Source organism: Streptomyces sp. NPDC090741 (genome assembly GCF_044769045.1).
Taxonomy (GTDB): Bacteria; Actinomycetota; Actinomycetes; order Streptomycetales; family Streptomycetaceae; genus Streptomyces.
The window spans coordinates 551,019-576,183 of record NZ_JBIVXF010000001.1 but is presented as its reverse complement, the minus strand read 5'-3'; the positions used below and the strand labels follow the sequence as shown (position 1 = coordinate 576,183).

Below are 25,165 nucleotides of genomic sequence, written 5' to 3'. Positions count from 1 at the left end.
TCCGCCGACTCCTGGGCTGCGGCAGGATGGACATCACCTGGTAGGTACGCGTCACGACGCGCCCCTACTGAAGACAACCGCTGGAGACGCCTGGTGAGTTCCCCAGATCCACAGGTTCACGCGCCCCACGACGCCGAAAACCGCCCTGAGCACGGCGAGAGCGCCCATGGCGTTCGCCGGCCGCGAAACCAGGCGGCACCCCGCAGGAACCGCCCCGTGATCGCCGTGACCGGCGCCGCGTCCGGGGTCGGGGCGGCCCTGGTGGCCCGCCTGGCCGCTTCCGACGAGGTCAAGCAGGTCGTGGCGATCGACGAGCGGCGCGGCGAGTGCGCTGCCGCGCAGTGGCACGTCCTGGACGTACGCGACCCCGCGATCGCCGAGAGACTGCGCGGCGCCGACGTGGTCGTCCACCTGGCACTGGACCTCGACCTGGAGACGGACCCTGCGGCCCGTACGGCGTACAACGTACGCGGGACCCAGACGGTGCTGACGGCGGCCGCGGCGGCCGGGGTGCACCGGGTCGTGCTGTGCACGTCCGCGATGGTCTACGGGGCGCTGCCGGACAACGACATCCCGCTCTCGGAGGACTCCGAGCTGCGGGCCACGGCGGAGGCGACGGGTGTCGGCGACCTGCTGGAGATCGAGCGGCTGGGCCGCAGGGCGCCGCGGGCGCACCCCGGTCTGAACGTGACCGTGGTCCGCCCGGCGGTCCTGGTCGGCGGCACGGACACGGCGCTGACCCGGTACTTCGAGTCCCCGCGCCTGCTGGTGGTGGCCGGATCCCGGCCGACCTGGCAGTTCTGTCACGTGGAGGACCTGGTCAGCGCGCTGGAGTACGCCGCGCTGGAGAAGGTCGAGGGCGAGCTGGCGGTCGGCTGCGAGGGCTGGCTGGAGCAGGAGGAGGTCGAGGAGCTGAGCGGCATCCGCCGCATGGAGCTCCCGTCGGCGGTCGCGCTGGGCGCGGCGGCGCGGCTGCACCGGATCGGCCTGACGCCGTCCCCGGCCGGGGACCTCGCGTACACGATGCATCCGTGGGTGGTCAGCGTCAGCGGGCTGCACGCGGCGGGCTGGCGGCCGCGCTGGACCAACGAGGAGGTGCTGGCCGAGCTCCTCCAGGAGGTCGCGGGCCGGCACACCGTCGCGGGGCGCCGGCTGGGCCGCAAGGACGCCACCGCCGCGGGCGCCGCGGGGGCGACGGTCGCCCTCCTCGGCGCCGCCGCGGTGGTCCGCGCCGCCCGCCGCCGCCGAGGCCTCTGACCTCGAAGTTCCGCCCGGGCCGGTGGCCCGGGCGGGCGGCCGGGGCCGTTGGTCCTGTAGGAGGCTCCATACGCTTGGGTCGTACAGCCGGTCGAATCGGCTATACCGCGATGTGAGAGCGGTGGTGCACGATGGCTGCATGGCACCGCACTTCGACCACCCCGGCGAGCAGGCCGCTCCGGACCCGATCCGGCTGCTCGGGATCCGCGAGACCCCGCTCTCGATAGACGAGGTCTTCAAGGCCGTCGGCGACGATGCGACGGGCGGCACCACGCTCTTCGTCGGCACGGTGCGCAACCACGACAGCGGCGCCGACGTCGACGGGCTCGGCTACTCCTGCCACCCGACGGCCGAGGCCGAGATGCGGCGCATAGCCGAGCGGGTGATCGCCAAGTACCCGGTCCGCGCGCTCGCCGCGGTCCACCGCATCGGCGACCTGTCCGTCGGTGACCTCGCGGTGATCGTGGCGGTGTCCTGCCCGCACCGCGGCGAGGCCTTCGAGGCCAGCCGGATGCTGATCGACGACCTGAAGCACGAGGTCCCGATCTGGAAGCACCAGACGTTCTCCGACGGCACGGAGGAATGGGTCGGCGCCTGCTGAAGGCCCGGTTCGGGTCCCGGCCGGCGGGGCCGGCGGACGGAGTCCGACGCAGCCGCGCGAAGCCTGCGAGGCGCCCGCGGCGCCGCGCAGTGCGAGGGCGGCGATGAAGGAGGGGGCGTTCTCCGACGGCACGGAGGAATGGGTCGGCGCCTGCCGAGAGGCGTCGGCACCCCCGCGCGCGGGGCGGTCGTGGCGAGCGGGTACTGTCCCACCCGTTCGGCCGCGCAACACGCCCTCGATTTGCGTAACCCCCTCCCGGGCACGAGCGTTGAAGCCACCAACGACACGTACTTTCGGGGCAGGGAGGCACGTCCATGGCGTCATTGGCGTGGTTGCTGATTCCGCTGTTCGCCGCGATCGGAGCGGCGATATGGGGCAGCTGGGCGGCTCGCGACCGCACTCAAGGTGACATATCCGAACTCGCGGGATACGCGAGGTTCCGTGAAGCCATGGACAAGGCCGATCAGGCCAGGGCGAAGGCAGCGGCCCATTCCGGTTCCGACGCGGTGTGACGCGTCCCGGGCGAGGCCCCCTGAGCGCCCTGAGAATCCGCTGAGAGTTCCGCGTACGGCCCCCGTACGGACCGGCCCCGGCGGCCGCCCGTCAGGGCCGTCACGTACTGTCGATCCATGCCACGCCGCACTGCGACGATGCTCGCCTCCACCCTCATGCTGTTCGCGCTGCTCTGCGCAGGGGTGTTCATCAAGGTCCCGTACTCGGAAATGAGCCCGGGCCCGACGGTGAACACGCTCGGCGATTCGCGCGGCGAGCCCGTCATCAGCATCGCGGACCACAAGACGTACCCGACCAGCGGGCACCTCAACATGACGACGGTCCGCGTCACCGGCGCCGACTACGACATGAACCTGCTGGAAGCGGTCTACGGCTGGCTGTCCGACGGCAACATCGTCCTCCCGCACGAGAACCTCTACCCGGGCGGGAAGACGGAGGAGCAGTCCACCCAGGAGAACGCGGAGGAGTTCAGCCAGTCGCAGGAGAGCGCCAAGGTGGCCGCCCTCAAGCAGCTGGGCACGCCGGGCGTCACCAGCCGCGTCGTGGTCGCCACCGTCGTCAAGGGCAGTCCCGCCGAGGGCAAGCTGCACGCCGGAGACGTGATCCGGGCCGTGGACGGCAGCACGGTGGGCGCCCCCGAGGACGTGGCCAAGCTCGTCACCAAGCGCAAGGCCGGCGAGCCGGTCGAGTTCACCATCGTGCCCGCCGCCGAGGCGGCCGAGGCCGAGAAGGCGCACCGCGAGCCCACCGGCTCGTCCAAGGTCGTGCTCACCACCGCCAAGGCGGAGGGCGACGGGCACGCCATCGTCGGCATCCGGGCGGGCACCGACCACACCTTCCCGTTCACGATCGACATCAAGCTGGCCGACGTCGGCGGCCCGAGCGCGGGCCTGATGTTCTCCCTGGGCATCGTGGACAAGCTCACCCCCGGCGATCTGACCGGCGGCAAGTTCGTCGCGGGCACCGGCACCATCGACGACGCGGGCAAGGTCGGCCCCATCGGCGGCATCCAGATGAAGACGATCGGCGCCCGCCAGGCCGGCGCCGAGTACTTCCTGACGCCCGCCGAGAACTGCGGCTCCGCCTCCCAGCACATCCCCGACGGCCTGACCCTCGTGAAGGTCTCCACGATCGACGACGCCACGAAGGCGCTGGAGAAGATCAGCAAGGGGGACACGGCCGGGCTGCCGCAGTGCGGCAAGCCCTGACCCGTACCGACCCGTACCGGTTCCCCGGCCGCCCGCTCAGTCCAGGAACGTCGCGGCCAGCGCCTCGGCCAGCCCCGGCACCAGGCTCGCGCCGGTCAGCACCTCGGTCGAAGAGTCCTTCTCGCGCAGCCGCACCGCGGACTCCCGCGACCCGTCGCGCAGCACGCCCACGGTGAGGCGCACCTCCTGCCGGTCCGGGTGCGCCGCGACCCACTTGGCCAGCTGCTTGTCGCTGAGCCCCTCCGGTACGGAAGCCTCCGCGGACGGCGGCAGCATCAGCCGCTCCACCGTCAGCGCGCAGCCCACGATCGACGGGGGCCAGGCGATGGTTCCCAGGAACTTGTCCAGCGGCGTGCCCTTCGGCACCTCGTCCTGCTCGATCGGGGTCAGCTGGCTCTTGCCCGCATCGTCCTGGTCGAGGCCGAGCTGGCCCGCGAGCCGCGGCTCCGACTTGCGCAGCTTGGCGGTGTCGACGAGCGCGAACAGCCGGGCGGGCCTGTCCCAGCCGAGGGAGGAGGCGTACTCGTCGATCTCTAGGACGGCACGCGTCAGGGGGGTGGCGGCCATCGGCGTGCCGCCCGGGGAAGGCGAAAGGTTGGACATGGACAACATCCTGCCTCCTTTCCGCCCGATAACGGGAACTGACTAAAGCCTCAGTAAGTTGCATGAGTGGGCCCTACCATCGGGGGCCCAGCTTTTGAAATGTCCCGCAACGAGACTCAGCGACTTTCGAGGTGCGCACCTTGGCTTTCCAGATGCCGGACCGCGGCGGAGGCCCCTCCGGGCCACGGATGAGAGTCGGCCGCCCCTCCCGGCGCGCCCGCACTCTTCTGATGACCTTGGGCGTACTGGCCGTCCTGGCCATGGCGTTCATCATGTTCGCGGGCTTCTGGACGGACTGGCTCTGGTTCCGCTCCGTGAAGTACTCCACGGTCTTCACCACCACCCTGTGGACCAAGATCGGCCTCTTCGCCGTCTTCGGCCTGCTGATGGCGGGTGCCGTCGGGCTGAACGTCTGGCTGGCGTACCGGCTGCGGCCGCCGCTGTCCGCGATGTCGATGGAGCAGCAGAGCCTCGACCGCTACCGGATGAGCGTCGCCCCGTACAAGAGGTGGCTGCTCTTCGGGATCGCGGCGCTCGTCGGGATGATCGCGGGCGCCTCGGCGGCGGGCCAGTGGAAGACCTGGCTGATGTACGTGAACGGGGTGCCCTTCGGGCAGCAGGACCCCCAGTTCCACCTGGACGTGTCGTTCTACACCTTCGACCTGCCCTGGTACCGCTTCCTGCTCGGCTTCGGCTTCGCCGCGGTCGTGCTGTCGGTGATCGCCGCGGTCGTCGTCCACTACCTGTACGGCGGACTGCGCGTGACGAGCCCGGGCGCCCGGGCCACCGCCGCCGCGACCGGGCACCTGTCGGTGCTGCTCGGCCTCTTCGTGACGCTCAAGGCGCTCGCGTACTGGCTCGACCGGTACGGCCTCGCCGTGAAGTCCAGCGACTTCAAGGCCGCGGACAACTGGACGGGCCTGCGCTACGTCGATGCGAACGCGTACCTGCCGGCGAAGACGATCCTCGTCGCCATCGCCGCCATCTGCGCCGCGCTGTTCTTCGCGACGCTGTGGCGCCGCACCTGGCAGCTGCCGGTCATCGGCTTCGGCCTGATGGTGCTCTCGGCGATCCTGATCGGCGGCCTGTACCCGGCGATCGTGCAGAAGTTCCAGGTCCAGCCGAACGAGCAGGCCAAGGAATCGCCGTACGTCGAGAAGAACATCAAGGCGACGCGCGACGCCTACGGGATCGACCAGGCGGACGTCAAGGACTACCCGGGCGTCCCGCAGACCGAGGACAAGACCAAGCTGCGCGAGGCGGCCAACACCACCGCCAGCGTCCGGCTCCTCGACCCGAACATCGTCTCCCCGGCCTTCCAGCAGCTCCAGCAGGTCAAGGGTTACTACGCCTTCCCGTCCACGCTCGCCGTCGACCGGTACAGCGGCCAGGACACGGTCATCGGGCTGCGCGAGCTGAACATCGGCGGCATCCCGAAGAACAACTGGATCAACGACCACTTCAAGTACACGCACGGCTACGGCGTGGTCGCGGCCAAGGGCACCACCGTCAAGGACGGCGCCCCCGACTTCACGCAGTCCGACCTGCCCTCCAAGGGGATGTTCGGCACGGACTTCGAGCAGCGCATCTACTACGGCGAGCAGACGAAGCAGTACTCGATCGTCGGCGGGCCGCAGAAGGAGCTCGACTACTCGGACGACAAGGGCGAGAAGGAGACGAGCTACAAGGGCGACTCCGGCGTCAACCTCGACAACCCGGTCAACCGGGCGGCGTACGCGCTCGCGTTCAGCGAGCCGCAGATCCTCTACTCCGGCGCCATCGGCGACGGCTCGCGGATCCTCTACCACCGCACGCCCAAGGAGCGCGTCGAGGCCGTCGCCCCGTGGCTGACCATCGACGGCGCCCCGTACCCGGCGGTCGTCGACGGCCGGATCAAGTGGATCGTCGACGCGTACACGACGACGAACGGCTACCCGTACGCCTCGCGCACCACGCTGGGCCAGAGCACCGCGGACTCCCTCACCAACAGCCAGCGCGCTGTAGTGGCGCAGGAGAACCAGGTCAACTACATCCGCAACTCGGTCAAGGCCACGGTCGACGCGTACGACGGAACGGTCAACCTGTACCAGTGGGACACCGAGGACCCGGTCCTCAAGACCTGGATGAAGGCGTTCCCGGGAACGGTCAAGCCCAAGAGCGACATCTCCAAGCCGCTCATGGACCACCTGCGCTACCCGCAGGACCTCTTCAAGGTCCAGCGCGAGCTGCTCACCCGGTACCACGTGACCGACCCGCAGACCTTCCTCAGCGGCAGTGAGGCCTGGGCCGTTCCGGACGACCCGACGACCAAGGCCGGCACGGCGGTCCCGCCGTACTACCTGTCGATGAAGATGCCGGGCCAGAAGGAGAAGGACCAGGTCTTCTCGCTCACGACGACGTTCACGCCGAACGAGCGGGACAACCTGAGCGCCTTCATGGCGGTCAACGCCGATCCGGGCACCCCGGACTACGGCAAGATCAGAATCCTGAAGCTGCCGACCAGCAAGCCGGTCGACGGCCCCAAGCAGGTGCAGAGCAAGTTCCAGTCGGAGCCGAAGATCGCCGAGTCGATCCGGCTGCTGCGCGGCGGCGACTCCGAGGTCGAGTACGGCAACCTGCTCGCGGTGCCGCTCGACGGCGGAATGCTGTACGTGGAGCCGGTGTACGTGCGCAGTTCGAATCTGAAGTACCCGCTGCTGCGCAAGGTGCTGGTGACGTACGGGAACCAGACGGCGTTCGAGGACAGCCTGGACAAGGCGCTGAACGTGGTCTTCGGGGCGGAGGCGCCGACGGTGCCGACGACTCCCGTGACCCCGCCGGGCGAGGGCACCACCACGCCCCCGGCCTCCCAGAACCCGACGGTCAAGTCGGCCCTCGACGATGCGAAGAAGGCGATCGAGGCGGCCGAGAAGGCCCGTCAGGCCGGCGACTGGGCGGCCTTCGGCAAGGCGCAGGACGACATCAAGGCGGCTCTGCAGCGGGCGATCGACGCGGAGGCGAAGCCGGCGACCCCGCCGCCCGGGGGGTAACCGGTAATGGCTCAGTCCCGCGTCGTGATACTGTGGTTTCACCGACGCGGGGTGGAGCAGCTCGGTAGCTCGCTGGGCTCATAACCCAGAGGTCGCAGGTTCAAATCCTGTCCCCGCTACTGAAGATGAAGGCCCGGATCCATGGGATCCGGGCCTTCGTCATGTCCGGGTTCATCAGGTCCTTCGTCATGTCCAGGGGGACACGCAGGGGTCATGAGGTAGCTGAGACGGGTGAGTTGGGGTGGGGGCGTGTTTGACTTATCTCTCTGTGGGCATGTCGACAAAACGCTGTAGTGACCTCACAGGCTGCGACATACCAGGTGTACGCGGGTAGCAGGTGATGCGACGATGGGATTTATGGGGGACAGGTCAACTCTGCTGGAGACAGGGCGGTTTGTGAGGGCGGAAGTCGAATCGGGCGCAGAGGCCAACGACGAGGCTCCGGTCGTTAACGCGCAGACCGCACTGACCGATGCGGATTTCGCGGAAGAAATGTTCGCCGAGACCGACCCGGCGAGCGACACCGAGCTGGAAGCACGGCACCGGGTCGCGGCCGACCGGGGCGACCCGGGCGCGATGAGCGTGCTCGGGGCGCTGCTGCTGCGCCGCGGCGACCTGGCCGGCGCCGAGCCGTACCTGCGCGGCGCCACGGCGGAGGGGGACCGCGCCGCCGCGAACAACCTCGGCGTGCTGCTGCTCCAGCGCGGGTACCCGGAGGAGGCCGCCGGCTGGTGGCGGGTCGCCGCCGTGGCCGGATCCGCCCCGGCCGCACATGCCCTGGGCCGCCACTTCCGCGAGCGCGGGGACGAGCCCGCCGCCGAGTACTGGCTGCGCCAGGCGGCGGAATCCGGCCATGCCCTGGGCGCGTACGGGCTCGCCGACCTGCTGGAGCACCGCGGCGACAAGGGCGTCGAGCGCTGGCTGCGCCAGGCGGCCGAGCAGGGGCACCGCGAGGCCGCGTACCGGCTGGCCCGGCACCTGCGCAAGGGCGACCCCGCCGAGGCCGAGCAGTGGTACCGGCAGGCCGCCGCGCGCGGGCACCGGCGCGCCGCGCTGCACCTGGGCGCCCTCCTGGAGGCGCGCGGGGAGCTCAAGGAGGCCGGTCGCTGGTACCTGACCTCCGCCAAGCAGGGCGAGGCACGGGCGGCGTGCGCGCTCGGCTTCCTGCTGCGCGACGCCGGCGACGAGGAGAGCGCCGTCGCGTGGTGGAACCGGGCCGCGCAGGACGGCGACGGCAACGCCGCCAATGCCCTGGGCGCCCTGCACGCCGCGCGGGGGGAGACCCAGACCGCGGAGAAGTGGTACCGGACCGCCATGGACGCGGGCGACCAGAACGGGGCGTACAACCTTGCTCTGCTGTGCGCCGCACAGGAGCGGACCGCGCAGGCCGAGCAGTGGTACCGGCGGGCGGCCTACGCCGGCCACCGGGAGGCCGCCAACGCCCTCGCGATCATGCTGCTCCAGGTCGGCGACGCGGCCGGCGCCGAGCCGTGGTTCTCGAAGGCTGCCGAGGCGGGCAGCGTCGACGCCGCCTTCAACCTCGGGATCCTGTTCGCGAGCCGGGACGAGGACCGGACGGCGCTGAAGTGGTACGAGCGGGCGGCGTCGGCGGGCCACACCGACGCGGCGCTCCAGGTCGGCATCGCGCTGGTCCGCGACGGCGAGGACCGGGCGGCCGAGCGCCACCTGCGCTGCGCCGCGGGCGGCGGCAGCGCCGAGGCGGCGTTCCGGCTGGCCGCGCTGCTGGAATCGCTGGCTCCGCCGCCGGAGCCGGTGGCGCTGGGCGAACCGGCCGGCGGTGGCGAGCGCAGCGAGAGCGAGGAGTGGTACGAGCGGGCCGCGGAGCTGGGGCACCGGCGCGCTCAGGTGCGGGTCGGGATGCTGGCCGCCGTGCGGGGCGATCTCGCCGTCGCCGCGCGGTGGTACCGGGAGGCCGCCGAGGCCGGCTCCCGGAACGGGGCGTTCAATCTCGGGCTGCTGCTGGCGCGCGAGGGGAACGAGCCGGAGGCCGCGCTGTGGTGGACCCGGGCCGCGGTGGCCGGCCACGGCCGGGCGGCGCTGCGGCTGGGGCTGCTGGCCGCGCGGCACGGGGACCTGGCGGAGGGGCAGAAGTGGTGCGTGCGGGCCATGGAGCTGGGCCCGGCGGAGGTCTCCGAGCGGGCGGCCCGGCTCCGCGAGGCCCTGGCGGAAGAGCTCTCGGCCTGACGGTGCGGCCCCGCTGACCTGGAACGTTAAGTGATTTGCATCTGTCGGGGGGCTTCGCGTAAAGTCGTGTTTACCGACGCGGGGTGGAGCAGCTCGGTAGCTCGCTGGGCTCATAACCCAGAGGTCGCAGGTTCAAATCCTGTCCCCGCTACTGAAGGCTGAAGGCCCGGATCCTCTGGATCCGGGCCTTCAGCCGTTTCACGGCGAAGAAAGCGGGCCCGGGAGCATCGCTCCCGGGCCCCTCTCCGTTCGCTACGCCGCCGCGCAGGCCGGGCACAGCCCGCGGTACGTCACCTCGACCGCCGACACGACGAACCCGAACCGCTCCGCGTCCGGCAGGTCGGCCAGCGGGTTGCCCGCCGGGTGCACGTCCCGGATCGCGCCGCACTGGGCGCACACCAGGTGCTGGTGGGGCTTGTGGGCGTTCGGGTCGTACCGCTTGGCCCGGCGGTCCGTGGCGACCTCCAGGACCTCGCCGAGGGACACCAGCTCGCCCAGCGTGTTGTAGACGGTGGCGCGCGAGATCTCCGGCAGCTTGCCCACCGCGCGCGCGTGCACTTCGTCGGCCGTCAGGTGAACGTGGTCACCGTCGAGCACCTCGGCCACGACGCGCCGCTGTGCGGTCATGCGCCATCCGCGTCCGCGAAGTCGTTCCAGCAGGTCACTCATGTACACCAGCCTAACAGCGAGGGATTCGGTGTAACTCCCGAACGTGTGCGGACTTGGAATCTTACTTGACTTAGACAAAGTCCATCGTAGGATCGAGTACGACAAGGGCCAAGGACAGGCACAGGCACATGGCAGGAATGACGCAGGAGGCGCACGTGACGCAGGGACCGCTCACCACGGAGGCCGGGGCTCCGGTCGCCGACAACCAGAACAGCGAGACGGCCGGCGTCGGAGGCCCCGTCCTGGTCCAGGACCAGCTGCTCCTGGAGAAGCTGGCCCACTTCAACCGCGAGCGCATACCGGAGCGCGTGGTGCACGCCCGCGGCGCCGGCGCGTACGGCACCTTCACCCTCACCCGTGACGTCTCGCAGTGGACCCGGGCGAAGTTCCTGTCCGAGGTCGGCAAGCAGACCGAAACGTTCCTGCGCTTCTCCACCGTCGCGGGCAACCTCGGTGCGGCCGACGCGGTGCGCGACCCCCGCGGCTGGGCGCTGAAGTTCTACACCGAAGAGGGCAACTACGACCTCGTCGGCAACAACACCCCGGTGTTCTTCATCAAGGACGCCATCAAGTTCCCGGACTTCATCCACACCCAGAAGCGCGACCCGTACACCGGCTCGCAGGAGGCGGACAACGTCTGGGACTTCTGGGGTCTGTCGCCCGAGTCCACCCACCAGGTGACCTGGCTGTTCGGCGACCGCGGCATCCCGGCGTCCTACCGCCACATGAACGGCTACGGCTCGCACACGTTCCAGTGGAACAACGAGGCCGGCGAGGTCTTCTGGGTCAAGTACCACTTCAAGACCGACCAGGGCATCAAGAACCTCACCCAGGCCGAGGCCAACAAGCTCGCCGGCGAGGACCCCGACTCGCACCAGCGCGACCTGCGCGAGTCCATCGAGCGCGGCGAGTTCCCGACCTGGACCGTGCAGGTCCAGATCATGCCGGCGGCCGACGCGGCCGAGTACCGCTTCAACCCGTTCGACCTCACCAAGGTGTGGCCGCACGAGGACTACCCGCCGATCGAGATCGGCAAGCTGGAGCTCAACCGCAACCCGGAGAACGTCTTCGCCGAGGTCGAGCAGTCCATCTTCAGCCCGGCGCACTTCGTCCCCGGCATCGGTCCGTCCCCGGACAAGATGCTCCAGGGCCGCCTCTTCGCGTACGGCGACGCCCACCGCTACCGCGTCGGCATCAACGCCGACCACCTGCCGGTGAACCGCCCGCACGCCACCGAGGCGCGCACCAACTCCCGTGACGGCTTCCTGTACGACGGCCGCCACAAGGGCGCGAAGAACTACGAGCCGAACAGCTTCGGCGGCCCGTTCCAGACGGACCGCCCGCTGTGGCAGTCCACCGCGGTCACCGGCGGCACGGGCAACCACGCCGCCCCGGTCCACTCCGAGGACAGCGACTTCGTCCAGGCGGGCAGCCTCTACCGCCTGATGTCCGAGGACGAGCAGGCCCGTCTGATCGAGAACCTGTCCGGTTTCATCGCCAAGGTCTCCCGTGACGACATCGCCGAGCGCGCGATCAGCAACTTCCGCCAGGCGGACGGCGACTTCGGCAAGCGGCTGGAGGCCGCGGTCCAGGCCCTTCGCGGCTGACGGATCCGCTCGCCGAGAGTTGAAGGGCCGGACCCCCTCGGGGTCCGGCCCTCCGGCTTTACGCCGGTACGGTGCTGCGCCGCGCCGGGACCCAGCAGCGGATCACGTCGCGTACGGACACGATGCCGACGGGGCCGCCGTGCTCCAGCACGATCAGATGGCGGAAGCCGCCGCGGACCATCGCCTCGGCGGCATCCTGGACGGTGGCCTGCGGGGTGCAGAACACCACGTTGTTGGTGGTGTGCGCGCCCACGGACTCCCGGTCGGGATCGTGGCCCGCGCCGATGGAGTTGAGGATGTCGCGCTCGGTCAGGATGCCGATGCCGCTGTGGTCGGGATCGAGGACGACGGCTGCGCCGACCCGGCGGCCGGACATCAGGCAGGCCGCCTGCCTGAGGGTGTGGGCGGGTCCGAGGGTGAGGATCACGGTGCTCATGGCGTCGCGGACGAGCATGAAGAGAGCCACCTCCTGGGGAGTGTCCTCCGCGCACTTAGAGAAGGTCTTCACAAGCGCACAAGCGGAGGAGTCTCAGATTCCCATGGGTACGCAGGGTCATCAAGAGGGCGCACCCGGTTGTGCGGATGCAGTACCCGGACGGCTCAGTCGGTTCAGTCGCGCGGGCGCAGGTACCCCAGCATCTCCTCGTGCAACAGCCCGTTCGAGGCGGCCGCGTTCCCGCCGTGCACGCCGTCCACGCCGTCCAGGCTCGTGAACCGGCCACCCGCCTCCTGGACCACGACCGCGATGGCCGCCATGTCCCACAGGTTCAGCTCCGGCTCGGCGCACAGGTCCAGCGAGCCCTCCGCCACCATCACGTACGGCCAGAAATCGCCGTAGCCGCGGGTGCGCCAGCACTGCCGGGTCAGGTCCAGGAACCCGGGGAGCCGGCCCTGCTCCTCCCAGCCGCTCAGCGAGGAGTACGCGAAGGAGGCGTCGCCGAGGGAGCCCACCTTCGAGACCCCGAGCGGTACGGGCGCAGCGCCCAGCGCACCGCCGGCGTACGCGCCCCCGCCCTGCGCCGCCCACCAGCGGCGGCCCAGCGCCGGCGCCGAGACCACGCCGACCACGGGCCGGAAGACCCCGTCGGAGTCCTCCTCCATCAGCGAGATCAGCGTCGCCCAGACGGGGACGCCGCGCACGTAGTTCTTCGTACCGTCGATCGGGTCCACGACCCAGCGGCGCGGGCCGCTGCCCTTGAGCCCGTACTCCTCACCCAGGATGGCGTCGGCGGGCCGCGCGGCCTCGATCCCGGCCCGGACGATCTCCTCGGCGGCCTTGTCCGCCTCGCTCACCGGGGTCATGTCCGGCTTCGTCTCGACCTTCAGGTCGAGGGCGCGGAACCGCTGCATCGTGGCGGCGTCCGCCGCGTCGGCGAGCTCAAGGGCGAGGCGGAGGTCATCGTCATACTCGGGCATGCTCGAACAGTATCGGGACTGCCCGGACCCGGCGAACGGCGTCCACGGTGCGACCCTCGGGCGCCCTTGACAGGATCTGTCGGTCCGTCAACTCTGGCGGGGAAGCCGAGCGGGGATTCGGAGCGGGGGAAGTCGAGCGGGGAGGCGCACATGCCGGCAGCCCGGGAGTCCTTGCTGGAAGCGGCGGGAGCGGCGCTCTTGGCGCGCCCCTGGCCGTCCGTGCGGATGGTCGACGTGGCCGCCACCGCCGGGGTGTCCCGTCAGACCCTCTACAACGAGTTCGGCGGCAAGGCGGGCCTGGGCAGAGCCCTGGTGCGCCGCGAGGCGGACTGGTACCTCGAAGGGGTGGACCGGGTCCTGCGTTCCCCGGCCGCCACCGCCGAGCGCCTCGCCTCGGTCGCGGAGTGGACCGTACGGGCGGCCCGCGCGCGCCCCCTCGTACGGGCGCTGCTGACGGGGTGCTGGGACGGGAACTTACCCACGCCGCCCGGGCAGGGGGTGCGGCCCGGGGTGCCGGCCCCCGGGCCCGGGGAGCTGGCCCGGGCCGTCCGCGACCGGGCCTCGGCCACGCTCAGCCCGGGGGAGGGGGCGCAGCGCTGCGAGCTCGCCGTACGCCTCGCGCTCTCGTACGTGATAGCGCCGGGCGAGGAGCCGGGGCTGGGGGAGCTGATGCGGCTGCTGCGCCTGCTCAGTGAGCCGAACCGGACAGCTGGAGGCCGATGACGCCCAGGATGACCAGCGAGATCGAGACGAGTTTGAGGGTAGAGACGAGGTCGCCGAGGAAGACCATGCCGTAGATGGCCGTTCCGGCGGCCCCGATGCCCGTCCACACCGCGTAGGCCGGGCCCACGTCGAGCTTCTTCAGGGCCAGGGTCAGCAGCCCGAAGCTGCCGAGGGCGAAGGCGGCGAAGGCGATGGTCGGCCACAGCCGGGTGAACCCGTGCGACAGCTTGAGGCACACCGCGAAACCGGTCTCCAGGATTCCGGCGACGACCACCAGCAGCCAGGCCATGGCGAATGCCTCCCCGCGTCAGGTGACGTCGTGTCACGTGGTGCGATTATGCATTTACCAGACCTGGCGCGCGGCAAACCCCGCCGGACGATCAGTCTCCTTCGCGGCGCTCGCGGGTCTCCAGGAGCCGCCGCAGCGAGTACAGGCGCGCCGGATCCGCGTGGCCGTCCTCCACCCACTTGTCGAGCGCGCAGTCCTGCTCGTCGTGGCTGCAGGCCCGCGGGCACTCCTCCGTACCGGGAACGAGGTCGGGGAAGGCCAGGATCACCCGGGACGGATCCACGTGGTGCAGGCCGAAGGAGCGCACGCCCGGGGTGTCGATGACCCAGCCGTCGCCGCCCGGCAGCGGCAGCGCGAGCGCCGAGGTGGTGGTGTGCCGGCCGCGGCCGGTCACCGCGTTGACGTGCCCGGTCGCGCGCTGGCGGCCCTCGGCGACCAGCGAGTTCACCAGCGTGGTCTTGCCGACGCCCGAGTGGCCGACGAAGGCCGTGATCCGGCCGTTCAGGCGCTCGCGCACCCGGTCGGCGGCGTCGCCCGTCGCCAGCTCCTCGCGGTTGGTCACCACGTAGTTCAGGCCGAACGTGGAGTAGATCTCCAGGATCTTGTCCGCGGAGGTCAGGTCCGACTTCGTGAGCACCAGCAGCGGCTCCAGCCCGGCGTCGTAAGCGGCCACCAGACAGCGGTCGATCATCCGGGGGCGCGGCTCCGGATCGGCCAGCGCCGTGACGATCGCCAGCTGGTCCGCGTTGGCGACGACCACCCGCTCGTACGGGTCGTCGTCGTCCGCGGTGCGCCGCAGGACGGACTTGCGCTCCTCGATCCGCACGATGCGCGCGAGGGTGTCCTTCTTGCCGGTCAGATCGCCGACGATCCAGACCAGGTCGCCGACCACCGCCGCCTTGCGGCCCAGCTCGCGGGCCTTCATCGCGTGGATGGTGCGCCCGTCGACCAGGCAGGTCAGGCGCCCGCGGTCGACGGTCAGGACGAAGCCCTCGGCCGCGTCCTCGTGCTTGGGCCGGATGGTGGTCCGGGGCCGGTTGCCCTTGGGGTTGGGCCGCTGGCGGATGTCGTCCTCGTCGGTGTGCTTGCCGTATCTGCGCATGACGGGGCCCTACGCTCCCGTTCCCGAGAGCATTCGAGCCCACATCTTCGGGAAGTCCGGCAGGGTCTTCGCGGTCGTCGCCACGTTCTCGATCTGCACGCCCTCCACCGCCAGTCCGATCACCGCGCCGGCGGTGGCCATCCGGTGGTCGTCGTAGGTGTGGAACACGCCGCCGTGCAGCGGACGCGGACGGATGTGCAGGCCGTCGGCGGTCTCGGTGACCTCGCCGCCGAGCCCGTTGATCTCCGCGGTCAGCGCCGCCAGCCGGTCCGTCTCGTGCAGCCGCAGGTGCGCCACCCCGCGCAGGGTGGACGGGGAGTCGGCCAGCGCCGCGACGGCCGCGATGCCGGGGGTGAGCTCGCCGACCTCGCCCAGGTCCACGTCGATGCCGTGGATCTTGCCGCTGCCCGTGAAGACCAGGCCCGCGTCGGTCAGCTCGCAGGAGCCGCCCATCTCCGTGAAGATCCGGCGCAGCTCGTCGCCGGGCTGCGTGGTGCGGCGCGGCCAGTCCGGGACGGTGACCGTACCGCCGGTGATCAGGGCCGCGGCCAGGAACGGCTGCGCGTTCGACAGGTCCGGCTCCACGACCACGTCACGGCCCAGCAGGGCGCTCGGCGCGACCCGCCACACGTTCGGCTCGCCACCCGCCTCGGGGGTGTCGACCTGGGCGCCCGCCGCGCGCAGCATCTCCACCGTCATCCGGATGTGCGGCATCGACGGCAGGGTGGTGCCGGTGTGCCGGACCTCGACGCCCTGGTTGAAGCGCGGGCCCGACAGCAGCAGCGCGGAGACGAACTGCGAGGAGTTGGAGGCGTCGATCTCGACGACGCCGCCCTCCAGGGCGCCGCCGCCCTGGACCGTCAGCGGCAGTGCGCCCCGGCCGTCGTCGTCGATCCGGGCGCCGAGGGTGCGCAGGGCGCTGATGACCTGGCCGAGCGGGCGCTCGTAGGAGCGCGGGTCGCCGTCGAAGCGGATGTCGCCGGCGGCCAGGGTGGCGACGGGCGGCAGGAAGCGCATGACCGTGCCCGCGTTGCCGACGTCGACGGTGGCCGGGCCGTGCAGGGCGGCCGGGATGACCCGCCAGGCCTCGCCGCCGGCGCCGTCGCCGGAGCTGGAGGAGGCGGTCTCCTCGATGCCGACGCCGAGCGCGCTCAGGGCGTCCGACATCAGCTGGGAGTCGCGCGAGCGCAGCGGGCGGCGCACCCAGCCCGGCTCGGCGGCGAGCGCGGCGAGGACGAGGGCGCGGTTGGTGACCGACTTCGATCCGGGCACGGTGACGGTGGCGTGGACGGTGCCGTCGGCGAGCGGTGCGGGCCAGAGTGCGGGGAGCGCGGGGGTCTCGGTCATGGCCCCCACTTTAGTGGCTCGCCCCGGACCCAGATCTTGATCGCACGCTGGTCTCGGAGGTTGGACGCGGCGGTCGGACCCGCCGGTTGGGCCCGGAGACCGCCTCAGAGGTTTCGCAGGTCGCCTCAGAGGTCGAGGAGCCAGCGCCCGCCGCCGATCAGCGAGCACAGCGCGACGGCGTGGAAGAGGAGGAGCCAGGCCACCGGGTGGACGTGCGTGAGCCGCCCCAGCTGGTCCGCGTCGGAATCGGGCGCCCCGCCGTGCCGGCGCTTGGCCCCCAGCTCGAAGACCGGCCGCACCCCGCCCAGCAGCAGGAACCACACCACCAGGTACGCGAAGACCGCCTGGACCTCGGCCGGGGCGAGCCAGGAGACCAGGACGAAGGCGGCGCCCGACAGCACCACCGTCAGGGCGCCGTACGCGTTGCGGATCATCACCAGCATCGCGAGCAGCAGCGCGGTGGCCGCCCACAGCAGCAGCGTGATCCGGTGGGCCGACAGCAGGGCGGCCCCGCCGAGCCCGAGCAGCGAGGGCGCCGTGTACCCGGCCGCGGCGGTCAGGATCATCCCGAGCCCGGTCGGCTTGCCGCGGCTGACGGTGACCCCGCTGGTGTCGGAGTGCAGCCGTATCCCGTCGAGGCGCCGCCCGGTCAGCAGCGCCAGCAGCCCGTGGCCGCCCTCGTGTGCGATGGTCACGGCGTTGCGGGACAGCCGCCACAGGGGGCGCGGTCCCACGGCGGCCAGGGCGGCCAGGCCCGTCACGATCACCAGCCACAGGGCCGGCGGGCTCTGTATGCCCGTGAGCCGGTCCCACAGGCCGGCGGTCGCGGTGCTGTCCGTGGTGCTGTTCATGGAGTGGCGGACTCCTTGTGGTGGTGGGCGGGTGGGATGGCAGTCTGGCAGCCATGTGCGGACGGTATGCAGCGAGTCGTCGGCCGGAGGACCTGGTGGAGGCCTTCGGCATCGAGAAGTGGGAGCCCGAGGAGACCCTGGCCCCCGACTGGAACGTGGCGCCGACGAAGGAGGTCCACGTCGTCCTCGACCGTCCCGTGAAAGACGCTCCGGACCCGCGTCCGGTTCGTCAGCTGCGCACGGTGAGGTGGGGGCTCGTCCCCTCATGGGCCAAGGACCCCGACGGCGCCGCCCGGATGATCAATGCCCGGTCCGAGACGGTGGCCGAGAAGCCCTCCTTCCGCCGCCCCTTCGCGCAGCGCCGCTGCATCGTCCCCGCCGACGGCTACTACGAGTGGGTCACCGCCCACGACGAGCGGCAGCTGGAGGTCGAGGGCAAGAAGAAGCGGGCCCGCAAACAGCCCTACTTCGTGCTCCCCGCCGACGGCTCCGTCTTCGCCATGGCCGGGATATACGAGTTCTGGCGCGACCCGACGCTCCCCGGAGACCACCCGCAGGCCTGGTGGGCGACCTGCTCGGTGATCACCGCCGAGGCGGAGACCGGGCCGCTGGGCGTGGCCCCCGCCGAGGGGCCGGCCTCGCTCGCCGAGATCCACCCCCGGATGCCGCTGATGCTGACCCCGGACCGCTGGGACGCCTGGCTGGACCCGGCCCGGACCGACGCCGACGAACTCCAGGCCCTGCTCGCGCCGCCGCCGGGCGGGCTGATGCGCGCGTACCCGGTGTCCACCGCCGTCAGCAACGTGCGCAACAACGGGCCGGAGCTGCTCCACGAGCTGGCCGCGCCGGAGGAGGCCACGCTCTTCTAGCCCGGCCCGGGTCCCGGGCAGGATGGGCGCCATGACCACGCGTACGCGCACCGAGAGCGTCGACACCCCGGCGGGCGAGGCCCGCATCACCTGGCATCCCGTCCCCGCCCGTACGGCCGCCCGCCTCGTGCTGGCCGTCAGCCACGGGGCCGGCGGCGGCATCGAGGCCCGCGACCTCGTGGCCCTGGCCGCCGTCCTGCCCGCCCACGGGGTCACCGTGGCGCTGGTCGAGCAGCCGTGGCGGGTCGCCGGGAAGAAGGTGGCCGCCGCGCCCAAGGTGCTGGACGAGGGCTGGCGGGGCCTGTGGCCCGCGCTGGCGAAGCCCGGACTGCCGGTGGTGGCGGGCGGCCGCAGCGCCGGGGCCCGGGTGGCCTGCCGGACCGCCGCAGAGCTGGGGGCGGCCGCGGTGCTGGCCCTGGCGTTCCCGCTGCACCCGCCGGGCCGGCCCGAGAAGTCCCGGGCCGGGGAGCTCACCGGAGCCGGGCGGCCCACCCTGGTGGTCCAGGGCGGCCGGGACCCCTTCGGGCGGCCGGAGGAGTTCCCGCCGCCGACCGCGCGGGCACCGTACGAACTGGTGGAGGTCCCGCACGCCGATCACGGTTTCGCCGTGCCGAAGAGGGCGGACCTGACCCAGGACGAGGCCCTCGCGGTGATCACCGGGGCCGTCGCCGCCTGGCTCGCCGGTCTTCCCCTCTGACGGCCGTGGCCCGCGGACCGGGGGACGGGGAACGGGGTCCGGGGTCCGCGGACCGAGACGGACCCGGGGTGATCCGTATCACATCGCGGGCGCACACCTGACGGAGGACGGGAACCGGGCCCCTGCCCGGGAATGCGCGGCCCGACCCTTCTGTTGTGCGGGATGTCGGAACGCACGGGATCAGTCGGAGGAGAGGGAGCGCATGACCCAGGTCATCAGCCAGCACCGTCCGCAGGCGGAAGGCCTGGACTGGACGGTCCTGCCCGCGCCCAAGCGCCGCCAGCTTCAGGCGGCGGAGGGCGGGGATGGTCGACTATTCTCCGATTCGAGCGGGTCCGCTTTCGGAGCCGTCACGCAGTCGGAGGAGGTGGGTCCTGTCGCTGGGACCGACGAAGGCCACGCGGAGGAGACGACCCCGGAGCGCAACGCGCGCTTCGAGAGGGACGCCCTCGGCTACCTCGACCAGATGTACTCGGCCGCGCTGCGCATGACGCGCAATCCGGCCGACGCCGAGGACCTGGTCCAGGAGACGTATGCGAAGGCATACGCGTCCTTCCACCAGTTCCGCGAGGGCACCAACCTCAAGGCGTGGCTCTACCGCATTCTGACCAACACGTTCATCAACTCCTACCGCAAGAAGCAGCGTGAACCGCAGCGCAGCGCGGCGGAGGAGATCGAGGACTGGCAGCTGGCGCGCGCCGAATCGCACATGTCGACGGGCCTTCGGTCCGCCGAATCGCAGGCACTCGACCACTTGCCCGATTCGGATGTGAAGGAAGCGCTGCAGGCCATTCCGGAGGAGTTCCGCATCGCGGTCTATCTTGCCGACGTAGAGGGCTTTGCGTACAAGGAGATCGCGGACATCATGGGTACACCCATCGGTACGGTCATGTCGCGACTGCACCGTGGCCGCCGTCAACTCCGCGGAATGCTGGAGGACTATGCCCGTGAGCGCGGGCTGGTCCCCGCCGGCGCGGGAGAGTCGAACGACCTGAAAGGCTCGGGCTCATGAGCTGCGGAGAGCCGCACGAGACGGATTGCTCTGAGGTCCTGGACCACCTGTACGAGTTCCTGGACCACGAGATGCCGGACAGCGATTGCACGAAGTTCGAGACGCACTTCGGCGAATGCAATCCCTGCCTGGAGAAGTACGGCCTCGAACAGGCCGTCAAGAAGCTGGTGAAGCGCTGCTGCGGTTCGGACGACGTGCCGACCGACCTGCGTTCGAAGGTCATGGGACGGATCGAGCTGATCCGTTCCGGCCAGGCCGTCCCCGATCACGACGTGACCGCGGATCCCGCCACCGGCTGATCGAACAACCACCCCTGGAAACCGAATCGTTCACTCGAAGGTGCTAATCCGGGGGTGCCCGTACGGCGCAATACGAAAATGTGGCCCCCTGTACGAGGGGGCCCCACTTATTCTCCCCAAACGGTGTGCACGGCACAGGGGAGGAGAGCGCCATGCGGGTACGTCCGCCGGCGGCGCGTCCCCGCCCCCTGTGGGCCGTCATCCTCTGCGCCGTCCTCGCGGCATTCGCCTGCACCGCCCCGGCCTTCGCCGGTTCCGGCACCCCCTGGCCCGCCGTCGCGCTGCTCGCCTTCCTCTACCTCGGCTGTGAACCGGTCAGGATCTGCCCGCTGCCGGGCGACCGGGTCCGGGTCCCCGAGGGCATCGGCTCGTTCTTCCCCGTGCTGCTCGCCGCCGTCTTCCTGCTGCCGCCGGCCGCCGCCGCGCTCGTCGCGCTGCCCGGCGCATTCGCCCAGCCGGTGGCCGGTCGGCCCGCCTGGGTCCGGCGCGTGTGGCACGCGGCTCAGCAGGCCGTCGCAGCCTGGGCCGCGGGGCGGACGTTCGGGCTGCTGGGCGGCGCTCCCTCGGCCGGCCGGCTCGCGGAATTCCCGTACGCGCTGCTGCCCGCGGCGGCCGCGGCCGCCGCCTTCTGCCTCGTACTGGCCGCCCTCGACGGGGGCGTACTGGCCGCCGCCGAACGCCGGCCCCTGCGCACGGCTTGGCGCGGACTGCTCACCCGCACCCTGGTCCCGCACTGCGTGCACGGCCTCGCCGGGCTGATGATGGCCGTCCTGTGGCGCAGCCCGTACGGGCTCCCGGCCGCGCTGCTCGTGCTGTTGCCGATGTACATCTCCTGCTGGGTCTTCGCCCAGTACCACCGCGAACGGGCCGCCCACCAGGCCACGATCCGGGCGCTCGTCCAGGCCGTCGAGCTCAAGGACCGCTACACGCGCGGCCACGGCGAGCGCGTGGGCCAGGCCTCCGCGATGATCGCCCGCGAGCTGGGCATGGACGGGGACCGGCTCGAAGTCGTCCGCATCGCCGGGATCCTGCACGACGTCGGCAAGCTGGGCGTGCCGACCCGGCTGCTGCGCAAGGACGGTCCGCTGACCCCGGAGGAGCGGCGGGTCATCGAGCTGCACCCCGAGTACGGGCACGAGATGGTGCGCGGCATCGGCTTCCTGGGCGAGGCCCGGTCCGCGATCCTGCACCACCACGAGCGGGTCGACGGCTCCGGATATCCGTACGGGCTGACCGGTGAGCAGATCCCGGTGCCGGCCCGGGTGGTGGCGGTGGCCGACGCCTTCGACGCGATGACCTCGACCCGCTCGTACAGCCGGGCCCGGCCGGTGCAGGTGGCCCTGGCCGAGCTGGAGCGGTGCGCCGGGGCCCACTTCGACCCGGTGATGGTGCACGCGCTGGTCGAGGCGATCGGCCGGGACGGCTGGCACCCGGTGGTCACGGCGGACGAGGACGACCTCCAGGTGATCCCGGCCGGTTCCGCCCCCGGCCGGGCGGCGGCTCCCGCCGCCGCGGCCCCGGACCCCGGCGGGCCCGCGCTGTCCGGGCTCCCGGCCCAGGGCGCCCGGACGCGCGTACGGACCGTGGACCCGCGCAGCGGGCGGGAACCGGACGGCGGGGGCGGGGCGTGAGGGGCGTGGCGCTTCGGGGCACGGTCGTGTGGGGGGTGCGCGGGGCCGCCGTGGTGCTCACCCTGGCCGGGCTCGGGCACACCCTGTGGAACGGTGTCGTCGAACCCGGCACCGCCCTGGCCTTCGGCGCCCTGATCGCCTGCGGTGAGCTCGCCCGCCGCGACAGCCGGGACGCCCGGGACGCGCGCGGCCCCCGTGGCGCCCACGACCCCCGTGACACCTGGGGTCCCTGGGGTGCCTGGGCCCCCGCGGCAGCCGCACCGGACGCGGCCGACGACCGCCGGCCCGCCCCGCTGGCCTTCGCCGGCGCCCTCGCGTACGCCCTGCTCGGCCCGCGGGCCGCAGAGCCCACCCACCACGGGGTGCTCCAGATCGTCACGGTCGCCGTCGCCGCGGCCCTCGCCGGGATCGTCCCCCACATCGCCCGCGGCCGCGCTCCCGGCGCCGACCACCTGGCCCGCCGGGTCCTCACCGTCGCCTTCGCCGGCGTCTGCTTCCAGCCGCTCTACAATTCCGGCCGGCTGGAGCAGGGGATCGGGCAGGGCCCGTACCTCGTCCTCTTCCTGCTCCTCCTGCTCGGCCTCACCGCCCTGTGCGACGCCGTGCTCGCCGCCGCCCAGGCCCGCGCCCGCACGGGCTGGCCGTACGGGCCCCTGCTCCGCGACGAGCTGCGCGCCCAGCTCGGCATCGGCTCGGCGATCTGCGCCACCGGGGTCGTCATGGCCCTCGGCGTGGCCGTCGCCGGCCTGTGGGCCCTGCCCGTCTTCTGCGTACCCCTGCTGCTGACCCAGCTGTCCTTCCACCGGATCACCGCGATCCGCACCACCTACCGCCAGACCATCACCTCCCTGGCCCGGGCCACCGAGATCGCCGGTTACACCCGCCCCGGGCACTCCCGCCGGGTCGCCGCCCTGAGCTGCGCAGTCGGCCGGGAGCTGGGCCTGTCGGAGCGGGAGCTCACGGTGCTGGAGTACGCCGCCCTCATGCACGACATCGGCCAGCTCTCCCTCGTCGACCCGGTCCGGGCCGGGGCCACCGCCGGGCTGCCCGCCGCCGAGGCCCGCCGGATCGCCGCGCTCGGCGGGGACGTGGCCCGGCAGACCGGGGTGCCCGCCGAGGTGGCCGTCATCGTGGAGCGGCAGGCCGACCCGTACCGGGAGCAGCCGGTCGCGGCGCGCATCGTACGGGCGGTCAACGCGTACGACGACCTGCTCGGCGGGACCCGTCACCCGGGCGGCCCCCTCGCGGCCCTGGAGCAGCTGCGGCTGGGCACCGGGCGCGACTACCAGCCAGAGGTCGTGGAGTGTCTCGCAAGGGTTCTGGCCAGGGGCGGACGTGACAGAGTTGTTCCTGTCCCACCTGGGTAACCCATGGGTAATGAGCGGCCGTCCGAGTGGGCATGGTTGGATGCCAGTAGGAGTGTCCGCAAGGCTGCACCGTTGGACCGGCAGGCGGGAATCGTGAGGATCTTCGGGAAGGTACGGCATCGGCCCTCCGCCTCGTGGCGGCAGGCCACCGACCGCGCGTTCACGCTGATCGGCGACGGGCGGTACGAGGACGCGGGCGCGCTGCTGACCAGAGCCGCGGACCTGGAGCCCTGGCTGTCCGAGTCCTGGTTCAACCTCGCCCTGCTGCACAAGTTCCGGCACGACTGGGAGCAGGCGCGGGCCGCAGGGCTGCGCGCCGTGGCCCTCCTGGACCGTGAGACCGGCGCCCCGGACTGGTGGAACGTCGGGATCGCCGCGACCGCGCTGCAGGACTGGCCGCTGGCCCGCCGGGCCTGGCAGGCGTACGGGCTGAAGGTGCCCGGGGACCCGCACGGCTCGGGCACCCACCCCGCGAAGGGCAGCGGCGAACCGGTCGGCATGGAGCTCGGCAGCGCCGCCGTACGGCTGTCCCCCGAGGGGGAGGCCGAGGTGGTCTGGGGCCGCCGGCTGGACCCGGCCCGCATGGAGGTCCTGTCGATCCCGCTGCCCTCCTCGGGACGGCGCTGGGGCGAGGTCGTCCTGCACGACGGGGTCCCGCACGGCGAGCGGGTCACCGCGGCCGGCCCCTCGTACCCGGTCTTCGACGAGATCGAGCTGTGGGCGCCCTCCCCGGTGCCGACCTGGGTGGTGCTGCTGGAGGCGGCCACCGAGGCGGACCGCGACGCGCTGGAGCAGCTGGCCTCGGACGCGGGCTTCGCCGCCGAGGACTGGTCGTCCTCGGTGCGGCTGCTGTGCCGGACCTGCTCGGAGAGCGTGATGCCGAGCGGTGAGGGCGACGGGGAGCAGCTGGACCCGCACGACCACAGCGAACCGGGGCACCCCGGACCGCTGGGCCACCGCACGAACGGTTCCGGCCCGCTGTGGGTGCCGGAGCGCGAATGCGGGATCGCGGCGCCGGCCGGCCTGGTGCGCGGACTGCTCGACGGCTGGGTCGCGGACAGCCCGGACACCCGTGAATGGCGGGATCTCGAAGAGGTCTGCTGACCCGGCACCGTAGGCTGTACCGGCACATTGTGAACGGGTGGACTTACGGAAGGCGTACGGCGGACATGGCGCAGCAGGAGAACGAGGTCGTCGAGATCGTCAACGACGGGTACGTCGTGGACACCGAGGACTGTGAGGCGCGCGAGCTCGCCCACCGCGAGCGCGGCACCGCCCGCCCGATCACTGTGGTCGGCAACCCCGTCCTGCACCGTGAGTGCAAGGACGTCACCGAGTTCGGCGACGAACTGGCGCAGCTGATCGACGACATGTTCGCCAGCCAGAAGGCCGCCGAGGGCGTGGGCCTGGCCGCGAACCAGATCGGCGTGGACGCCAAGGTCTTCGTCTACGACTGCCCGGACGACGACGGCGCGCGCCACACCGGTGTCGTGGTCAACCCGAAGCTGGTGGAGCTGCCGGCCGGCTCCCGCGTGCTCGACGACTCCAACGAGGGCTGCCTGTCGGTGCCGACCGCGTACGCCTCGCTGGCCCGCCCGGACTACGCCGAGGTGACCGGCCAGGACGCGCAGGGCAACCCGATCAAGGTGCGTGGCACGGGGTACTTCGCGCGCTGCCTCCAGCACGAGACGGACCACCTGTACGGGTACCTGTACATCGACCGCCTCTCGAAGCGCGACCGCAAGGACGCCCTCCGCCAGATGGAAGAGGGCACCCCGCGCTACGAGACCGTCCCGAACGCGTAGTCGCAGGCAACGGGAAGGGCCCCGCACCGGAGATCCGGTGCGGGGCCCTTCCCGTCGCCGTTCCG

24 protein-coding genes and 2 tRNA genes are annotated in these 25,165 nt (G+C 71.9%); 18 read left to right on the top strand and 8 right to left on the bottom strand.

Annotated elements, in window-relative coordinates; all coding sequences use genetic code 11:
- Nucleotides 1-93: 93 nt before the first annotated feature.
- From ACIQU4_RS02640 to ACIQU4_RS02625, 4 genes are all read left to right on the top strand, one after another.
- The gene (locus ACIQU4_RS02640; RefSeq protein ID WP_403724864.1) at nucleotides 94-1,257 is read left to right on the top strand and encodes an SDR family oxidoreductase; all 1,164 of its coding nucleotides are present in this window, start codon (nucleotides 94-96) and stop codon (nucleotides 1,255-1,257) included.
- Between the two features lie 139 nt (nucleotides 1,258-1,396).
- The gene (locus ACIQU4_RS02635; protein WP_403724862.1) at nucleotides 1,397-1,858 is read left to right on the top strand and encodes a molybdenum cofactor biosynthesis protein MoaE; all 462 of its coding nucleotides are present in this window, start codon (nucleotides 1,397-1,399) and stop codon (nucleotides 1,856-1,858) included.
- Nucleotides 1,859-2,172: 314 nt separating this feature from the next.
- Nucleotides 2,173-2,370, top strand: coding sequence for a hypothetical protein (locus tag ACIQU4_RS02630; RefSeq protein ID WP_266663975.1), 198 nt, complete (start codon nucleotides 2,173-2,175; stop codon nucleotides 2,368-2,370).
- A gap of 117 nt (nucleotides 2,371-2,487) precedes the next feature.
- Nucleotides 2,488-3,579, top strand: coding sequence for a PDZ domain-containing protein (locus ACIQU4_RS02625; protein WP_403724859.1), 1,092 nt, complete (start codon nucleotides 2,488-2,490; stop codon nucleotides 3,577-3,579).
- Nucleotides 3,580-3,615: 36 nt separating this feature from the next.
- Here ACIQU4_RS02625 and ACIQU4_RS02620 read toward each other — a convergent pair whose 3' ends face one another.
- Complete coding sequence (locus ACIQU4_RS02620; RefSeq protein WP_385583909.1) at nucleotides 3,616-4,191, bottom strand: PPA1309 family protein; 576 nt, start codon at nucleotides 4,189-4,191, stop codon at nucleotides 3,616-3,618.
- A gap of 143 nt (nucleotides 4,192-4,334) precedes the next feature.
- Between ACIQU4_RS02620 and ACIQU4_RS02615 the strand changes: the two genes are divergently transcribed.
- The 4 genes from ACIQU4_RS02615 to ACIQU4_RS02600 all read left to right on the top strand — a co-directional run bounded on the left by ACIQU4_RS02615 (nucleotide 4,335) and on the right by ACIQU4_RS02600 (nucleotide 9,567).
- Nucleotides 4,335-7,211 (top strand): UPF0182 family protein, encoded by a 2,877-nt coding sequence (locus tag ACIQU4_RS02615; RefSeq protein WP_403725943.1) that lies wholly within the window; start codon nucleotides 4,335-4,337, stop codon nucleotides 7,209-7,211.
- Between the two features lie 45 nt (nucleotides 7,212-7,256).
- Nucleotides 7,257-7,330 (top strand) — tRNA-Met (locus tag ACIQU4_RS02610).
- Between the two features lie 238 nt (nucleotides 7,331-7,568).
- Nucleotides 7,569-9,416, top strand: coding sequence for a tetratricopeptide repeat protein (locus ACIQU4_RS02605; protein ID WP_403724856.1), 1,848 nt, complete (start codon nucleotides 7,569-7,571; stop codon nucleotides 9,414-9,416).
- A 77-nt stretch (nucleotides 9,417-9,493) separates the two neighbouring features.
- Nucleotides 9,494-9,567, top strand: a tRNA-Met gene (locus tag ACIQU4_RS02600).
- A 101-nt stretch (nucleotides 9,568-9,668) separates the two neighbouring features.
- On the opposite strand, the gene ACIQU4_RS02595 is transcribed toward ACIQU4_RS02600, so the two are convergent.
- Complete coding sequence (locus ACIQU4_RS02595; protein WP_403724854.1) at nucleotides 9,669-10,085, bottom strand: Fur family transcriptional regulator; 417 nt, start codon at nucleotides 10,083-10,085, stop codon at nucleotides 9,669-9,671.
- Nucleotides 10,086-10,222: 137 nt separating this feature from the next.
- Between ACIQU4_RS02595 and ACIQU4_RS02590 the strand changes: the two genes are divergently transcribed.
- Nucleotides 10,223-11,692 carry a catalase gene (locus ACIQU4_RS02590; RefSeq protein ID WP_403725941.1) on the top strand — a complete coding sequence of 490 codons (1,470 nt, stop codon included), beginning with the start codon at nucleotides 10,223-10,225 and terminating at the stop codon, nucleotides 11,690-11,692.
- A gap of 58 nt (nucleotides 11,693-11,750) precedes the next feature.
- On the opposite strand, the gene ACIQU4_RS02585 is transcribed toward ACIQU4_RS02590, so the two are convergent.
- Together ACIQU4_RS02585 and hisN are read right to left on the bottom strand one after the other, a co-directional pair.
- Nucleotides 11,751-12,146 carry a cyclic nucleotide-binding/CBS domain-containing protein gene (locus tag ACIQU4_RS02585; RefSeq protein ID WP_385579452.1) on the bottom strand — a complete coding sequence of 132 codons (396 nt, stop codon included), beginning with the start codon at nucleotides 12,144-12,146 and terminating at the stop codon, nucleotides 11,751-11,753.
- A 155-nt stretch (nucleotides 12,147-12,301) separates the two neighbouring features.
- Complete coding sequence (gene hisN / locus ACIQU4_RS02580) at nucleotides 12,302-13,108, bottom strand: histidinol-phosphatase (RefSeq protein ID WP_403724852.1); 807 nt, start codon at nucleotides 13,106-13,108, stop codon at nucleotides 12,302-12,304.
- 150 nt (nucleotides 13,109-13,258) lie between these two features.
- Here hisN and ACIQU4_RS02575 point away from each other — a divergent pair, with 150 nt between their 5' ends.
- On the top strand, nucleotides 13,259-13,831 hold the full coding sequence (locus ACIQU4_RS02575; protein ID WP_030153544.1) for a TetR/AcrR family transcriptional regulator: 573 nt from the start codon (nucleotides 13,259-13,261) through the stop codon (nucleotides 13,829-13,831).
- Here ACIQU4_RS02575 and ACIQU4_RS02570 read toward each other — a convergent pair.
- The 4 genes from ACIQU4_RS02570 to ACIQU4_RS02555 all read right to left on the bottom strand — a co-directional run bounded on the left by ACIQU4_RS02570 (nucleotide 13,797) and on the right by ACIQU4_RS02555 (nucleotide 17,420).
- Complete coding sequence (locus ACIQU4_RS02570; protein ID WP_030153546.1) at nucleotides 13,797-14,120, bottom strand: multidrug efflux SMR transporter; 324 nt, start codon at nucleotides 14,118-14,120, stop codon at nucleotides 13,797-13,799. The two genes, ACIQU4_RS02575 and ACIQU4_RS02570, sit on opposite strands and share 35 nt — an antisense overlap.
- A 91-nt stretch (nucleotides 14,121-14,211) precedes the next feature.
- A complete protein-coding gene (gene rsgA / locus ACIQU4_RS02565) occupies nucleotides 14,212-15,222 on the bottom strand; it encodes a ribosome small subunit-dependent GTPase A (RefSeq protein WP_403724847.1) in 1,011 nt (336 codons plus the stop codon).
- A 9-nt stretch (nucleotides 15,223-15,231) separates the two neighbouring features.
- Nucleotides 15,232-16,569 (bottom strand): 3-phosphoshikimate 1-carboxyvinyltransferase, encoded by a 1,338-nt coding sequence (aroA, locus tag ACIQU4_RS02560; protein ID WP_403724845.1) that lies wholly within the window; start codon nucleotides 16,567-16,569, stop codon nucleotides 15,232-15,234.
- Between the two features lie 125 nt (nucleotides 16,570-16,694).
- Nucleotides 16,695-17,420 (bottom strand): M50 family metallopeptidase, encoded by a 726-nt coding sequence (locus ACIQU4_RS02555; RefSeq protein ID WP_403724843.1) that lies wholly within the window; start codon nucleotides 17,418-17,420, stop codon nucleotides 16,695-16,697.
- 53 nt (nucleotides 17,421-17,473) lie between these two features.
- Between ACIQU4_RS02555 and ACIQU4_RS02550 the strand changes: the two genes are divergently transcribed.
- From ACIQU4_RS02550 to def, 8 genes are all read left to right on the top strand, one after another.
- On the top strand, nucleotides 17,474-18,289 hold the full coding sequence (locus ACIQU4_RS02550; RefSeq protein WP_403724841.1) for an SOS response-associated peptidase: 816 nt from the start codon (nucleotides 17,474-17,476) through the stop codon (nucleotides 18,287-18,289).
- Between the two features lie 31 nt (nucleotides 18,290-18,320).
- A complete protein-coding gene (locus ACIQU4_RS02545; RefSeq protein ID WP_403724839.1) occupies nucleotides 18,321-18,986 on the top strand; it encodes an alpha/beta family hydrolase in 666 nt (221 codons plus the stop codon).
- Nucleotides 18,987-19,353: 367 nt separating this feature from the next.
- Entirely contained in the window at nucleotides 19,354-19,998 is a 645-nt protein-coding gene (locus ACIQU4_RS02540; protein ID WP_008741505.1) for a sigma-70 family RNA polymerase sigma factor, read from the top strand.
- On the top strand, nucleotides 19,995-20,297 hold the full coding sequence (rsrA, locus tag ACIQU4_RS02535) for a mycothiol system anti-sigma-R factor (protein WP_030153557.1): 303 nt from the start codon (nucleotides 19,995-19,997) through the stop codon (nucleotides 20,295-20,297). Before ACIQU4_RS02540 ends, rsrA begins: the two co-directional genes overlap by 4 nt.
- A 152-nt stretch (nucleotides 20,298-20,449) precedes the next feature.
- Nucleotides 20,450-21,928 carry an HD-GYP domain-containing protein gene (locus tag ACIQU4_RS02530; RefSeq protein ID WP_403724837.1) on the top strand — a complete coding sequence of 493 codons (1,479 nt, stop codon included), beginning with the start codon at nucleotides 20,450-20,452 and terminating at the stop codon, nucleotides 21,926-21,928.
- Between the two features lie 5 nt (nucleotides 21,929-21,933).
- The gene (locus ACIQU4_RS02525) at nucleotides 21,934-23,295 is read left to right on the top strand and encodes an HD-GYP domain-containing protein (RefSeq protein ID WP_403724834.1); all 1,362 of its coding nucleotides are present in this window, start codon (nucleotides 21,934-21,936) and stop codon (nucleotides 23,293-23,295) included.
- A gap of 93 nt (nucleotides 23,296-23,388) precedes the next feature.
- Nucleotides 23,389-24,399: a hypothetical protein gene (locus ACIQU4_RS02520; protein WP_030153561.1), complete on the top strand. Its 1,011-nt coding sequence runs from the start codon at nucleotides 23,389-23,391 to the stop codon at nucleotides 24,397-24,399.
- Nucleotides 24,400-24,464: 65 nt separating this feature from the next.
- Nucleotides 24,465-25,100: a peptide deformylase gene (gene def / locus ACIQU4_RS02515; protein WP_053691819.1), complete on the top strand. Its 636-nt coding sequence runs from the start codon at nucleotides 24,465-24,467 to the stop codon at nucleotides 25,098-25,100.
- Nucleotides 25,101-25,165 lie beyond the last annotated feature (65 nt).

What these genes read in the sequence shown, in the direction of transcription:
- ACIQU4_RS02635 (WP_403724862.1), top strand. Translation starts at nt 1,397, where the DNA reads ATGGCACCGCACTTCGACCACCCCGGCGAGCAGGCCGCTCCGGACCCG.
- ACIQU4_RS02630 (WP_266663975.1), top strand. Translation starts at nt 2,173, where the DNA reads ATGGCGTCATTGGCGTGGTTGCTGATTCCGCTGTTCGCCGCGATCGGA.
- ACIQU4_RS02625 (WP_403724859.1), top strand. Translation starts at nt 2,488, where the DNA reads ATGCCACGCCGCACTGCGACGATGCTCGCCTCCACCCTCATGCTGTTC.
- ACIQU4_RS02620 (WP_385583909.1), bottom strand. Translation starts at nt 4,191, where the DNA reads ATGTTGTCCATGTCCAACCTTTCGCCTTCCCCGGGCGGCACGCCGATG.
- ACIQU4_RS02615 (WP_403725943.1), top strand. Translation starts at nt 4,335, where the DNA reads ATGCCGGACCGCGGCGGAGGCCCCTCCGGGCCACGGATGAGAGTCGGC.
- ACIQU4_RS02605 (WP_403724856.1), top strand. Translation starts at nt 7,569, where the DNA reads ATGGGGGACAGGTCAACTCTGCTGGAGACAGGGCGGTTTGTGAGGGCG.
- ACIQU4_RS02595 (WP_403724854.1), bottom strand. Translation starts at nt 10,085, where the DNA reads ATGAGTGACCTGCTGGAACGACTTCGCGGACGCGGATGGCGCATGACC.
- ACIQU4_RS02590 (WP_403725941.1), top strand. Translation starts at nt 10,223, where the DNA reads ATGACGCAGGAGGCGCACGTGACGCAGGGACCGCTCACCACGGAGGCC.
- ACIQU4_RS02585 (WP_385579452.1), bottom strand. Translation starts at nt 12,146, where the DNA reads ATGCTCGTCCGCGACGCCATGAGCACCGTGATCCTCACCCTCGGACCC.
- hisN (WP_403724852.1), bottom strand. Translation starts at nt 13,108, where the DNA reads ATGCCCGAGTATGACGATGACCTCCGCCTCGCCCTTGAGCTCGCCGAC.
- ACIQU4_RS02575 (WP_030153544.1), top strand. Translation starts at nt 13,259, where the DNA reads ATGCCGGCAGCCCGGGAGTCCTTGCTGGAAGCGGCGGGAGCGGCGCTC.
- ACIQU4_RS02570 (WP_030153546.1), bottom strand. Translation starts at nt 14,120, where the DNA reads ATGGCCTGGCTGCTGGTGGTCGTCGCCGGAATCCTGGAGACCGGTTTC.
- rsgA (WP_403724847.1), bottom strand. Translation starts at nt 15,222, where the DNA reads ATGCGCAGATACGGCAAGCACACCGACGAGGACGACATCCGCCAGCGG.
- aroA (WP_403724845.1), bottom strand. Translation starts at nt 16,569, where the DNA reads ATGACCGAGACCCCCGCGCTCCCCGCACTCTGGCCCGCACCGCTCGCC.
- ACIQU4_RS02555 (WP_403724843.1), bottom strand. Translation starts at nt 17,420, where the DNA reads ATGAACAGCACCACGGACAGCACCGCGACCGCCGGCCTGTGGGACCGG.
- ACIQU4_RS02550 (WP_403724841.1), top strand. Translation starts at nt 17,474, where the DNA reads ATGTGCGGACGGTATGCAGCGAGTCGTCGGCCGGAGGACCTGGTGGAG.
- ACIQU4_RS02545 (WP_403724839.1), top strand. Translation starts at nt 18,321, where the DNA reads ATGACCACGCGTACGCGCACCGAGAGCGTCGACACCCCGGCGGGCGAG.
- rsrA (WP_030153557.1), top strand. Translation starts at nt 19,995, where the DNA reads ATGAGCTGCGGAGAGCCGCACGAGACGGATTGCTCTGAGGTCCTGGAC.
- ACIQU4_RS02530 (WP_403724837.1), top strand. Translation starts at nt 20,450, where the DNA reads ATGCGGGTACGTCCGCCGGCGGCGCGTCCCCGCCCCCTGTGGGCCGTC.
- def (WP_053691819.1), top strand. Translation starts at nt 24,465, where the DNA reads ATGGCGCAGCAGGAGAACGAGGTCGTCGAGATCGTCAACGACGGGTAC.